The sequence below is a fragment of the Streptococcus sp. HMSC076C08 genome, assembly GCF_001810825.1.
GTDB lineage: Bacteria > Bacillota > Bacilli > Lactobacillales > Streptococcaceae > Streptococcus.
On record NZ_KV802719.1, the window covers coordinates 127,754 to 139,098 of the forward strand.

The window sequence follows — 11,345 nt, forward strand, 5'->3', positions numbered from 1 at the left end:
TGTCTCCTCCTCAAATACTGTTCAAGATAAAAAACGAGTTAGGTACCCCCAACTCGCCTTCTGTCTCTCTTTACAAGAATTAATTGTAGATTTTGAATGCGTCGTCGTCGTTTTTACCAACGAAAGGCATTGCTTTACGCAATTCTGCACCAACTTTTTCAATTTCAAGGTTAGCTGCTTGTTCACGGTAAGCAGTTAATTTTGGACGACCAGCCTTGTAGTCATTTACAAAGTCATTTGCAAATTTACCATTTTGGATATCTGCCAAAACAGCTTTCATGTTTTCTTTAACTTGCTCAGTAATCACACGTGGACCTGATACATAGTCACCGTATTCAGCAGTGTTTGAAATAGATTGACGCATTTTCTTGAATCCACCTTCATAGATCAAGTCAACGATCAATTTCATTTCGTGAAGAACTTCAAAGTAAGCCAATTCTGGGGCATAGCCTGCTTCTGTCAAGACTTCAAAACCTGCTTCGATAAGGGCAGTCAAACCACCACAAAGTACGGCTTGTTCACCAAACAAATCTTCTTCAGTTTCTTCTTTGTAAGTTGTTTCAAGCAAACCAACACGAGCTGCCCCAACACCTTTACACCAGTCCATAGCAATGTTTTTCGCATTTCCAGTTGCATCTTGGTAAACTGCGTAAAGAGCTGGCACACCAAATCCTTCTTCGTAAGTACGACGTACCAAGTGTCCTGGTCCTTTAGGAGCACACATGAAAACATCTACATCTGCAGGAACTTTGATAAATTCAAAGTGGATATTGAAACCATGAGCAAATCCAACTGCATTTCCAGCTTCCAAGTTTGGAGCGATTTCTGCTTCGTACAATTCTTGTTGGATTTCGTCTGGTGCCAAAATCATAATAACGTCAGCCAATTTGGTTGCTTCTGCTACTGTGTAAGTGTCAAAACCATCTTCTTTTGCTTTGTCAAAAGATTTACCTGGACGCACACCGATGATGACATCACGACCTGAATCACGCAAGTTTTGCGCATGCGCATGTCCTTGTGAACCATAACCGATTACGGCGATTTTTTTACCGTCAAGCGCTGCTACTTTAACATCTTTTTCGTATTCCATTTGAACTGCCATAGTTTTTCTCTCTTTTCTATTTTTTATTGCCTTATAGGCTGGTTTAACAAATTTATGCTGGATTTTATACTCAATGAAAATCAAAGAGTATTAGTCGCGGGTAAATCCAGTTGCACCCGTACGAGCGATATTTTTAATACCATATGGTCGAATCACTCGCAATAAAGCTTCACTCTTTTCAGCATTTCCCGTCATCTGGATGGTGATTGAGCTTGGAGCCACATCTACTACCGTTGCTCGGAAAGGTTGGATAATGGCCAAGATTTCTGCACGCTTCTCAGCAGGAGCAGATACTTTTACCAAGATAACTTCTCTTTCCAAGTGTGGTTTATCTGTGATATCACGAATGCGAATTACATCAATCTGACGATTGAGTTGTTTAATGATTTGCTCTACTTCATCATGAGAAGCTACATCAATAATAATGGTGATGCGAGATACATTGGGATTCTCTGTCGCACCAACTGAGATACTCTCAATATTGACTTGACGACGAGAAAGGACACCTGTAAAACGATTCAAAACTCCTGAACGGTTTTGCAATCTAGCTGTTAACATTCTACGCATGGAACTTCACCCCCAACATCTCATGATTGCTCTTACCAGCTGGTACCATCGGTAAGACCTGTTCCTTACGAGAAATATCCACCTCGATAAACATGGGCACATCCTCCAGAATGACTTCTAGATCCTTCTCTATCGTCTCTGGATTATCAAATTTATAGTTTTTGATGCCATAAGCCTGTGCCATCAACTGGAAGTCAGGAAGTGTATCAAAGACTGACTCGGAAGTTCTACCCTCATAGAAGGATTCCTGCCACTGACGAACCATTCCTAGTGAGTGGTTATTCAACATGACAACCTTAATCGGCACCTTGTAGATGTTTAGGATTGCTAGCTCTTGGTTGGTCATTTGGAAACCACCATCACCGACAAAAAGGATGACCTCTTTTTCTGGATTGGCAATCTTGGCTCCAATAGCTGCAGGAACTCCGAAGCCCATGGTACCCAAACCACCTGAAGTGACTAACTGACGCTCATTTTGGTAAGGATAATACTGAGCTGTCCACATTTGGTGTTGCCCGACGTCTGTGACAACAATGGCATCCCCATTCGTCAACTCACCGATGCGTTCAATAACGGCCTGCGGTTGAACCACACGTTCTTTCTTATCATAAGAACGAACTCGATTCTTGTCCTTGGTGACTTTTTCAATCCACTTTTCAGTATTGTTATGAACAGTTGGTTCTGCCAGTAGCATCTGCAAGGCTTTCTTAGCATCCCCCACTACAGGAATATCTGCACTGATAATCTTACCAATCTCAGCTGGGTCAACATCGATATGGGCAACCTTAGCATTCTTCGCGAAGGTCTTAGGGTTCCCAGTCAAGCGGTCATCGAAACGGCAACCAATACTAATCATAAAGTCCGCTTCCGTCATTGCAATGTTGGCTGCGAAAGAACCGTGCATGCCTCCCATCCCTAGGAAGAGCGGATGACTCGTTGCAATGGTACCTTGCCCCAGAAGACTAGTGACTACTGGAATCTGGTAACGTTCAGCAAATTCATTGAGCTCCTTGGAAGCTTCCGCATAGCTGATACCACCGCCTGCTAACAAAACAGGTTTCTTGGCTTTTGACAATTGCTTCAAGATTTTCTTGATTTGCATGTCATTCGGATCAAGCGTCGGTTGGTAACTTGGTAAATTCACCTCTGGTGAATAAATGAAATCTGTCTCTAGAGCTGATACATCCTTTGGCAAGTCAATCACAACAGGACCTGGACGACCTGTCGTTGCGATATGGACAGCTTCCGTAATGATACGAGGAATGTCTGCTGTCTCACGAACTTGGTAATTGTACTTGGTAATGGGCATGGTAATACCCACGATGTCTGCTTCCTGAAAGGCATCTTTCCCAATCCCAGCTCGCGCAACCTGACCTGTAAAGACCAAAAGGGGAACGCTATCGCTCATGGCATCTGCAATCCCTGTAATGGCATTTGTTGCTCCCGGCCCACTCGTGACGACGGCAACGCCCAACTTTCCAGTTGATTTGGCATATCCTTCAGCTTCGTGCAAACAACCTTGCTCATGGCGTCCTAAGATGTGGCGAATACCTTTAAAATTGTATATCGCATCATACAAAGGTAAGACTGCACCACCAGGATAACCAAAAATGGTATCAATCCCTAAGTCCCGAAGTGTTTCCAAAACTAGGTCCGACCCCGTCTTAGGAGATTCTAAACTGATTTTCTCCATTGTTCCCCTTTCTCTTCTCTTAAAAAAATAGCTTGTTACTATCATACCATTTTTTCAAAAATTTTCAAGGCAAAAGAGTCAATTTTCTGAATTTTCTATCTAAAAGTGTATTTATGAATCTTTTCCTCATTTTTATTAACTTTTCTACGGAATTAGGAACCTTTATTTACTTTAATTTATCAAATTAGATTATTTTCTTTCTGGATAGAATTAGTATTTTTCTCACTTAACGACCAAATTTGTATACTATATTCAGCAAAAATGAATAGTTAAAGACAAAAAAGGAAGCCACTAAGTGACTTCCTTCTAGAGTGAGGACTGATTAGTCTTCACCTTTGTTTTTCTTAATGATTTCTTCTTGTACTGACTTAGGTACATCTTCGTAGTGGTCAAATACCATCATGAAGGTACCACGTCCTTGAGATGCTGAACGAAGAACTGTTGCGTAACCGAACATTTCAGCAAGTGGAACGTAAGCACGAACGATTTGGCTGTTACCGTGAGCTTCCATACCATCTACACGTCCACGACGAGCAGTTACGTGACCCATAACATCACCAAGGTTTTCTTCAGGAACAGTGATGGTTACAAGCATCATTGGCTCAAGGATAGCTGGTTGTGCTGACTTAGCAGCTTCTTTAAGAGCAAGTGAAGCCGCGATCTTGAAGGCAGTTTCAGATGAGTCGACATCGTGGTATGAACCATCGTAAAGCTTAGCTTTCACGTCAACCATTGGGTAACCTGCAAGAACACCGTTAGCCATAGATTCTACCAAACCTTTTTCAACCGCTGGGATAAATTCACGAGGAACCACACCACCGACGATTGCGTTTTCGAATTCGAATCCTTTACCTTCTTCGTTTGGACTAAACTCAATCCATACATCACCAAATTGACCTTTACCACCAGACTGACGTTTGAAGAATCCACGTGCTTGAGTAGAAGCGCGGAATGTTTCACGGTAAGATACTTGAGGAGCACCTACGTTCGCTTCGACTTTAAACTCACGACGCATACGGTCAACAAGGACGTCAAGGTGAAGTTCACCCATACCTGAGATAACTGTTTCACCAGTTTCAACGTTTGTTTCAACGCGGAATGTTGGATCTTCTTCAGCCAATTTTTGAAGTGCGATACCCATCTTATCTTGGTCAGCTTTAGATTTTGGCTCAACCATCAACTGGATAACTGGTTCTGGAACGTGGATTGACTCAAGGATGATTTTAGCTTTTTCATCTGTCAATGAATCACCAGTAGTTGTATCCTTCAAACCAATAGCAGCTGCAATATCACCAGCATAAACGGTTTCGATTTCTTGACGACTATTGGCATGCAATTGCACAAGACGTCCGATACGTTCACGTTTACCTTTAGAAGTGTTCATTACGTAAGAACCTGATTGAAGAACACCTGAGTATACACGGAAGAATGTCAAACGACCTACAAATGGGTCTGTTGCAATCTTGAAGGCAAGAGCTGCGAATGGCTCTTCGTCAGATGCTGGACGAGTTTCTTCTTCGTCTGTATCTGGGTTGATACCTTTGATTGCTGGGATGTCAAGTGGGCTTGGAAGGTAGTCGATAACCGCATCAAGCATCAATTGAACACCCTTGTTCTTGAAGGCAGAACCACACAATACTGGGAAGAATTCAACGTTGATAGTTGCTTTACGGATAGCAACTTTCAATTCTTCGTTAGTGATTTCTTCACCTTCAAGGTATTTCATCATCAAGTCTTCATCAGTTTCAGCAACTGCTTCAACCAATTTTTCACGGTATTCTTGAGCTTGGTCAAGATATTCAGCTGGAATATCTTCTTCAAGGATATCTGTACCAAGGTCGTTAGTATAGATTTCAGCTTTCATCTTGATCAAGTCGATGATACCGCGGAAGTCATCTTCAGCACCGATTGGCAATTGGATTGGGTGTGCGTTTGCTTGAAGACGGTCGTGAAGTGTGCTTACTGAGTAAAGGAAGTCAGCACCGATTTTGTCCATTTTGTTGGCAAATACGATACGTGGAACTCCGTACTCAGTTGCTTGACGCCAAACTGTTTCAGTTTGAGGCTCAACACCTGATTGTGAGTCAAGAACAGTAACCGCACCGTCCAATACACGAAGAGAACGTTGTACTTCGATTGTGAAGTCCACGTGTCCTGGTGTGTCGATGATGTTTACGCGGTGGTTGTTCCATTGAGCTGTTGTCGCAGCAGATGTGATAGTGATACCACGTTCTTGCTCTTGCTCCATCCAGTCCATTTGTGACGCACCTTCGTGAGTTTCACCGATTTTGTGGATTTTACCAGTGTAGTAAAGAATACGCTCAGTAGTTGTTGTTTTACCGGCATCGACGTGAGCCATGATACCGATATTACGAGTTTTTTCAAGTGAAAATTCGCGTGCCATGAGGTTTGTTTCTCCTATTTATTTTAATTTCTATTCTATTATAACACGATTTTAATAAAAACGGATAGGCAGGACCTACCCGTTCTCAATGTTTATCTTGTTTTTGTTGGTTTCAACTTGTAGACAAGTTGAATTGAACTCGGGCTAAAAGCTCAAGTTAACTGATTCGAACCCGAGCGAGGCCCGGTGCAAAAAAGATAAACTGCTTTGTGTTCACGGAACACTGCATCAGTTTCCTATTTTTGCCTTGGGCCTTTGCCGCTCTTAGTATCATTTTATTACCAACGGAAGTGTGCGAAGGCACGGTTAGCTTCAGCCATACGGTGAGTGTCTTCACGTTTCTTAACAGCTGCACCAGTGTTGTTCGCAGCATCCAAGATTTCTTTTGCAAGACGGTCTTGCATTGTGTGTTCACCACGAAGGCGAGCGATGGTTACCAACCAACGAAGTCCAAGTGTTGTACGACGTTCTGGACGAACTTCAACTGGGACTTGGTAGTTAGATCCACCAACACGACGTGCACGTACTTCAAGTACAGGCATGATGTTTTCCATAGCTGTTTCAAATACTTCAAGTGCATCGTTTCCAGTAGCTTCTTTGATTTGCTCAAAAGCACCGTAAACGATTGAAGCAGCTGTACCACGTTTACCATCAAGCATAACGCGGTTGATAAGACGAGTAACTAGTTGTGAATTGTAAAGCGGATCTGGCAATACATCACGTTTTGGAGCTCTATTTTTACGACTCATTTCTCTTTATCCCCTTTCCTTATGCTTTTGGACGTTTAGTACCGTATTTAGAACGGCCTTGTTTACGATCGTTAACACCTGCAGTATCAAGTGCACCACGGACGATATGGTAACGTACCCCTGGAAGGTCTTTTACACGTCCACCACGAAGAAGCACCACGCTGTGCTCTTGCAAGTTGTGTCCGATACCTGGGATGTAGGCAGTAACTTCGATAAGGTTGCTCAAACGTACACGAGCGAATTTACGAAGGGCAGAGTTAGGTTTTTTAGGTGTCATTGTTCCCACACGAGTTGCAACACCACGTTTTTGTGGTGAAGAAACGTTTGTTTGAACTTTTTTATGACTGTTGTAACCAACGTTCAAAGCTGGTGATTTAGATTTTTCTACTTTTGATTTACGCGGTTTGCGAACCAATTGGTTAATTGTAGGCATCTACATTCTCCTGTGTTTTTTTATTTTTGGTGATGATACACTTGGTGACAGCTACCATCTGTGTGTACTTTTGCAACATTTGTCAGCACGTCCCTGTACACTTTTGAGAGACCAAAAGTAAAAAGTACCGTCTATTATTGTAACACAATTTTTCCTTCATTGTCAAGATATTTTTCATTTTTATTCTGATCTTTTAACTCTTTGACACTAGCTTTCACCGCTTTTCTAAACCAGAAAAGGAGGCGATTTACCTCCTCCTTTCTAGTATGGATTTCCTTTGATTCAAGTTATCGTTTCGGAATTTTTTAACCCTTCTTATCAAAGCCAACCAGATTCTTTTGCAATGTTGGCTGCCTCTGTTCGATTACCAGCATCTAGTTTCGAAAGAATATTGGTGACATAGTTTCGGACGGTTCCATTTGATAGATAAAGCTGATCTGCGATTTCTTGATTAGACAAGCCCTGAGCGATTCCCTTTAAAACAGTGATTTCTTGCTCTGTTAACGGGTTAGGATGCGTCATCACCACTTCCATCAATTCAGGCGAATATTCCTTGCGTCCTTCGAGAACAGTGTGCAAGGTTTGCATGAGGTCTGCAATGCTTCTTTCTTTCAAGACATAAGCATCCACTCCAGCCTTGACCGCACGTTCAAAATATCCGGGACGTTTGAAGGTCGTCACCACAACCACCTTTGTTTCTAGCTTTTCTGCTCGTATCCACTCCAAGACTTCGAGGCCTGTCTTAACAGGCATTTCTACGTCAAGAATGGCGATATCTACAGACTCCTTTTCTAAGAGTTGGATTGCTTCTTGGCCATCCTTGGCTTGTAGGACAGACTCTACATCTGGTTGAAAGGTAAGCAACTGGCACATAGCATCTCGCAACATACTTTGATCTTCTGCAACAAGTAATTTCATCTTAATTTCTCTCCTTATAAGGTAGCCGAACCTGCACTTCAGTCGGATGTTTCTGAATGATCACCTTTACTTCTCCTGAAAAAGGAAGGACACGGTCTCGAACGGTATGGAGTTCATCTCCTTTTAGTGAAGCAAAGCCACAGCCATCATCTCTCACTGTTAGGATGAGTTCTTTCTCAGTTCGTTCTAATTTCAAGTAAGCTTTCGATGCTTTAGCATGCTTGATGATGTTGGTCACTAACTCAAGCAAAATCATGGAGGCCGTTGATTCTAATTCCTGAGTTAGGCTAGCTGTATCTAGTTGGTGATTGATTTCCGTTTCAATTCCTGCAATTTCCAGCATTTTTTTAACAGTCGCAAACTCGGAAGCAAGGGTTCTTGTTTTAAGATTTTCGATAATTGTACGGACTTCATTCATGGATTCTTTACTGATTTGATGAATTTCTTTTAATTCTTTTTCCACTTGAGGATAGGCCTGCATTTGAAGAAGCTGGAGGGCAAGGTCCGTCTTCACACTCAACATGGCAAAGGTATGACCTAGGCTGTCATGGAGATCCTGACCGATACGACTGCGTTCGTTTTCAGCCAAGAAAAGATTGAGCTTGGCATTTTGTTTCATCTTTTCTTCTTTTATGTCCTCCGACAATCGAATTCGATAGAGACCAAAGGTCATTGCATCGGAAAAGATAAAGGTCACCAAGAAAAAGAGTAGCTGCCAGGGACTAACATGATTGACCATATAGATTCCGGTCAGAATAAATGGTTGCAGGACAATAAAACTGACAAAACGCCAAGAGTGAAAAGAAATCTCATCCAGCTCATAAATAAGGAGATTGGATAAATAAAAGATAAACCATGTGAAACCTGAACTTAGCCAAACAGATGTATAAAAAATGTAGACAAGCATGGACCACCATGCTAGCCACTGCACGGTGCGATTCTGACTGATTAAAACCGAATAGAAGGCAAGTACAAATAGTAGGGTCCATAGCAAGGTTAAAAGCGGGTAATCTCCAACGATGACACCCGCTATAGGAAAGATGATAAACACAATTGAAATATGAAACATATAATGAATGTTTTTAAATTTTTCCAACATAGATTTATTTTACCTCAATCCTTTTTTTCAGCTGGATTACCAGTACACCAAAGAAAACTGTATAGCCTAGCACAACCAAGGCAGAAAGAATATTAAATTCATGGTGTTCCAAATAAGTAGAGACGACCTGCATCAGTTGATAGGTTGGAGTCAGCTTTCCAATAGATTGGAGCCATTCTGGGAAGGAATCCAAGGGGAACCAGAGTCCACCTAGAACAGCCAAAGCAATATAGGCAATATTTCCAACAACCGTCATCAGTTGAGCACTGGGTAGCAAGCTCACCAAGACCCCCATGCTGATAAAGACCACGCTTCCGATCAGCAAAATAGCACCAATTACCATCCAGTCAAGCCAAGGCAGAGTCACTCCACGGACAAAATGACCAACTGAAAAGACAACTGTAATTGATAACAAGAAAGTCAGTAGGGTACTGAACAGTTTTGATACATAATATTCTACCATAGATACGGGAGAATGTTGAATCAATTTTTGCCAGTTGTTTGTCTTATCAGACTCGAGTGTACTTGGGATACTGAAAAAAGCACTTGACATGATACTAAAGAGCGTCATGGCAAAAAGATAGGCTTGAAGAGCAATTTCTGGAATATCTGACCCTGACATCATACCAGAGAATATAAGGTAAAACACACTTGGAAGTCCGATGGATAGCAAGTAGTAGACTGCTTGCCGTTTCATCAGAATGATTTCCACTTTCATGAGACTTGTCATATTTTTCATCGTCAATCTCCTTTAGTCTTGAGTCGTTTCGAAGATACTGTCTAAGAGAGTTCGATTGCGAACTTCAATTTCTTCGATCATGCAGCCCTGTTCTTGCAAGACTTTCCATACCTGGCTGGCTTCTTTGGTTGTGAAGGAAAGAGCATTTTGCTTGATTTCAAGCTCTTGAACCTGGTCCAAAGTGCTGATAACTTCCTGATAAGTTAGAGGCACGGTAAAGTGTTTTTCCTGTTCTTCACCACGCATAGCATAAGGCGTCGTATCGCGAATCAATTCTCCCTTATGGAGCACCAAAATGCGGTCAGCCGTATGTTCTACCTCTTCGATATAGTGAGAAGAATAGACAATGGTGACACCATTTTTCTTTAACCGATTGACAATTTCCCAAAAATGCTGACGTGTCGAGGTATCCATGGCAGCAGTTGGTTCGTCCAAAAATAGAATTTTCGGACGACCGATTAAAGCCAACACGAAAGAGAACAAACGTTTTTGCCCACCAGACAACTTGCCCGCCAGCTGATTTTTCTGTTTGTCCGAAAATCTCAGCAAGTCATCAATTTCTTGATTGGAGAGACTGTTTGGATAGATTGATTGAAAGAAGGATAAGAGTTCTTTCAATTTCAAGTCTTGAACCACCGTATTTTCTTGAGGTAAGATAGAAATAAGCTGCTTTAATCGAGGATCTGTTGGTGCAAAGCCTTGAATAGCTATCTGACCTGAGCTCACGAACTTGTCGCCCAAGAGGCAATCAATCAAGGTCGTCTTACCTGCTCCGTTAGGTCCGATCAAGGCGACACATTCACCATCGTTGATTTCAAAGGAGATGTTCCGCAAGATCTCCTTGTCTTTTATTTTCTTACTCAATTTCTCAACTTTAATCACAGTCATGAGATTCTCCTTTCAACCACTTCATTCCCATAGGGAAAACGACGAAAATCATAAACCCAAAACCCCAAGCACCACGAATAAATTGGCGAAGCACGGTTTGGTCAAACCAACCAGTAAACATTTCCACTAACCATACTAAGAGTGACAGGCCGATAAAGAGACAGATGATTGCTTTTTTCATTCCTCAAACTCCTTTTTTACATCTCTGACTAATTTCAAACCTTCTCTGACAAGCCAAGACATCATTCCAAAGCCAGCAAAGAGCTCCCAAGGAAAATGATAGAAACCCTCGTCCAATCCTGAAAACATGAGATAGGTCATAACTCCTGCTGCTACTAAACTCACTGCGACAATCATTTTATTTTTCATTTCTTCTTCCTCCATTTCATACTTCAATTATAGTCCTTTGAAGTTAACTGAGCTAGATGCTTCTGTCACTAGGAAATATGACAAATGTCATAAAAAAGAACCGATTTCTCGGTTCTTAAAAATGATTAGTCTGATTCATCGTTTCGTTTCTTTTTACCTAGCAATCCAAGTGTCATAGCACCTGCTAGGGCTGTCAGAATTCCTAGATTTTTCAAACCATCTTCTTGACTTCCTGTATTTGGAAGTTGATTTTTTTCTACAGAGATGTTTTGAGTCAATTGATCTGGTTTCGAATCAGGTACTGAAAGTTCTTTTTTATCAGACGGCTTCACTTGCTTTGGAAGTTCTACTACTGTTGGAGTATAGAATCCTGAAATGATATTT

At 41.6% G+C, this 11,345-nt stretch carries 13 protein-coding genes; all 13 read right to left on the minus strand.

The window, feature by feature from the left end:
• Nucleotides 1–79: 79 nt before the first annotated feature.
• Nucleotides 80–1,102, minus strand: a complete 1,023-nt coding sequence (gene ilvC / locus HMPREF2766_RS01470) for a ketol-acid reductoisomerase (protein ID WP_000290683.1) — start codon at nucleotides 1,100–1,102, stop codon at nucleotides 80–82.
• A 90-nt stretch (nucleotides 1,103–1,192) separates the two neighbouring features.
• The gene (gene ilvN, locus HMPREF2766_RS01475) at nucleotides 1,193–1,669 is read right to left on the minus strand and encodes an acetolactate synthase small subunit (RefSeq protein ID WP_001253813.1); all 477 of its coding nucleotides are present in this window, start codon (nucleotides 1,667–1,669) and stop codon (nucleotides 1,193–1,195) included.
• The gene (locus HMPREF2766_RS01480; protein WP_000411745.1) at nucleotides 1,662–3,362 is read right to left on the minus strand and encodes an acetolactate synthase large subunit; all 1,701 of its coding nucleotides are present in this window, start codon (nucleotides 3,360–3,362) and stop codon (nucleotides 1,662–1,664) included. The genes ilvN and HMPREF2766_RS01480 overlap by 8 nt, the downstream gene beginning before the upstream one ends.
• Nucleotides 3,363–3,684: 322 nt before the next feature.
• Nucleotides 3,685–5,766 carry an elongation factor G gene (gene fusA, locus HMPREF2766_RS01485; RefSeq protein ID WP_000090340.1) on the minus strand — a complete coding sequence of 694 codons (2,082 nt, stop codon included), beginning with the start codon at nucleotides 5,764–5,766 and terminating at the stop codon, nucleotides 3,685–3,687.
• Between the two features lie 278 nt (nucleotides 5,767–6,044).
• A complete protein-coding gene (gene rpsG / locus HMPREF2766_RS01490) occupies nucleotides 6,045–6,515 on the minus strand; it encodes a 30S ribosomal protein S7 (RefSeq protein WP_000087873.1) in 471 nt (156 codons plus the stop codon).
• 19 nt (nucleotides 6,516–6,534) lie between these two features.
• Entirely contained in the window at nucleotides 6,535–6,948 is a 414-nt protein-coding gene (gene rpsL, locus HMPREF2766_RS01495; protein ID WP_001142332.1) for a 30S ribosomal protein S12, read from the minus strand.
• A gap of 318 nt (nucleotides 6,949–7,266) precedes the next feature.
• A complete protein-coding gene (locus HMPREF2766_RS01500) occupies nucleotides 7,267–7,866 on the minus strand; it encodes a response regulator transcription factor (protein WP_070567312.1) in 600 nt (199 codons plus the stop codon).
• A gap of 1 nt (nucleotide 7,867) precedes the next feature.
• Entirely contained in the window at nucleotides 7,868–8,965 is a 1,098-nt protein-coding gene (locus HMPREF2766_RS01505; RefSeq protein WP_061587141.1) for a sensor histidine kinase, read from the minus strand.
• A 4-nt stretch (nucleotides 8,966–8,969) separates the two neighbouring features.
• Nucleotides 8,970–9,704 carry an ABC transporter permease gene (locus HMPREF2766_RS01510; RefSeq protein ID WP_000794227.1) on the minus strand — a complete coding sequence of 245 codons (735 nt, stop codon included), beginning with the start codon at nucleotides 9,702–9,704 and terminating at the stop codon, nucleotides 8,970–8,972.
• A gap of 12 nt (nucleotides 9,705–9,716) precedes the next feature.
• Nucleotides 9,717–10,592, minus strand: a complete 876-nt coding sequence (locus HMPREF2766_RS01515) for an ABC transporter ATP-binding protein (RefSeq protein ID WP_070567314.1) — start codon at nucleotides 10,590–10,592, stop codon at nucleotides 9,717–9,719.
• Complete coding sequence (locus tag HMPREF2766_RS01520) at nucleotides 10,579–10,773, minus strand: hypothetical protein (protein ID WP_070567316.1); 195 nt, start codon at nucleotides 10,771–10,773, stop codon at nucleotides 10,579–10,581. Before HMPREF2766_RS01520 ends, HMPREF2766_RS01515 begins: the two co-directional genes overlap by 14 nt.
• On the minus strand, nucleotides 10,770–10,976 hold the full coding sequence (locus HMPREF2766_RS01525) for a hypothetical protein (RefSeq protein ID WP_000390701.1): 207 nt from the start codon (nucleotides 10,974–10,976) through the stop codon (nucleotides 10,770–10,772). Before HMPREF2766_RS01525 ends, HMPREF2766_RS01520 begins: the two co-directional genes overlap by 4 nt.
• A gap of 110 nt (nucleotides 10,977–11,086) precedes the next feature.
• The coding region (locus HMPREF2766_RS01530; RefSeq protein ID WP_222563408.1) for an LPXTG cell wall anchor domain-containing protein at nucleotides 11,087–11,345 on the minus strand (259 nt) is incomplete at its 5' end.

What these genes read in the sequence shown, in the direction of transcription:
- ilvC (WP_000290683.1), bottom strand. Translation starts at nt 1,102, where the DNA reads ATGGCAGTTCAAATGGAATACGAAAAAGATGTTAAAGTAGCAGCGCTT.
- ilvN (WP_001253813.1), bottom strand. Translation starts at nt 1,669, where the DNA reads ATGCGTAGAATGTTAACAGCTAGATTGCAAAACCGTTCAGGAGTTTTG.
- HMPREF2766_RS01480 (WP_000411745.1), bottom strand. Translation starts at nt 3,362, where the DNA reads ATGGAGAAAATCAGTTTAGAATCTCCTAAGACGGGGTCGGACCTAGTT.
- fusA (WP_000090340.1), bottom strand. Translation starts at nt 5,766, where the DNA reads ATGGCACGCGAATTTTCACTTGAAAAAACTCGTAATATCGGTATCATG.
- rpsG (WP_000087873.1), bottom strand. Translation starts at nt 6,515, where the DNA reads ATGAGTCGTAAAAATAGAGCTCCAAAACGTGATGTATTGCCAGATCCG.
- rpsL (WP_001142332.1), bottom strand. Translation starts at nt 6,948, where the DNA reads ATGCCTACAATTAACCAATTGGTTCGCAAACCGCGTAAATCAAAAGTA.
- HMPREF2766_RS01500 (WP_070567312.1), bottom strand. Translation starts at nt 7,866, where the DNA reads ATGAAATTACTTGTTGCAGAAGATCAAAGTATGTTGCGAGATGCTATG.
- HMPREF2766_RS01505 (WP_061587141.1), bottom strand. Translation starts at nt 8,965, where the DNA reads ATGTTGGAAAAATTTAAAAACATTCATTATATGTTTCATATTTCAATT.
- HMPREF2766_RS01510 (WP_000794227.1), bottom strand. Translation starts at nt 9,704, where the DNA reads ATGAAAAATATGACAAGTCTCATGAAAGTGGAAATCATTCTGATGAAA.
- HMPREF2766_RS01515 (WP_070567314.1), bottom strand. Translation starts at nt 10,592, where the DNA reads ATGACTGTGATTAAAGTTGAGAAATTGAGTAAGAAAATAAAAGACAAG.
- HMPREF2766_RS01520 (WP_070567316.1), bottom strand. Translation starts at nt 10,773, where the DNA reads ATGAAAAAAGCAATCATCTGTCTCTTTATCGGCCTGTCACTCTTAGTA.
- HMPREF2766_RS01525 (WP_000390701.1), bottom strand. Translation starts at nt 10,976, where the DNA reads ATGGAGGAAGAAGAAATGAAAAATAAAATGATTGTCGCAGTGAGTTTA.